Origin of the sequence: Stagnihabitans tardus (genome assembly GCF_009925085.1) — a bacterium.
In the GTDB taxonomy this organism is placed as follows: Bacteria; Pseudomonadota; Alphaproteobacteria; order Rhodobacterales; family Rhodobacteraceae; genus Stagnihabitans; species Stagnihabitans tardus.
In genome coordinates, this window is record NZ_JAABNR010000098.1 from 1 (window position 1) to 383 (window position 383).

Genomic DNA, 383 nt, shown 5'->3' on the forward strand with positions numbered 1-383 from the left:
CTCACACTGCCCATGGCGGACAGCCGCCCGCCGTGGTCTACTTCAACGCAACCCAAACCGATCAGCAGAGGCAGGCAGTAGCTTAAATCAGCCAGAAATCTGTCCAAGAGTTGGGGAGTAGCTCACTGCGGGATGAGACTGTTTGTCGGACTGGACGTGTCGCTCGAGAAGACCGCGATCTGCGTGATCAGCGAGCATGGGAAGATCGTGAGGGAGGCGCAGGCGGCCAGCGAGCCGGAAGGGCTGATGCGCTGGATGGGGGACCTCGACGGCACCATCGCTGCCATCGGTCTGGAAGCCGGTCCCTTGTCGCAATGGTTGCACCGCGGGCTGACCCAGGCTGGACTTGACGCCGTGCTTATGGAAACTCGGCAGGTGAAGGG

1 pseudogene is annotated in these 383 nt (G+C 61.9%); it reads left to right on the top strand.

Annotated elements, in window-relative coordinates:
- Positions 1-132 precede the first annotated feature (132 nt).
- Positions 133-383, top strand: a pseudogene (locus GV832_RS21785) (IS110 family transposase); the annotation flags it as partial.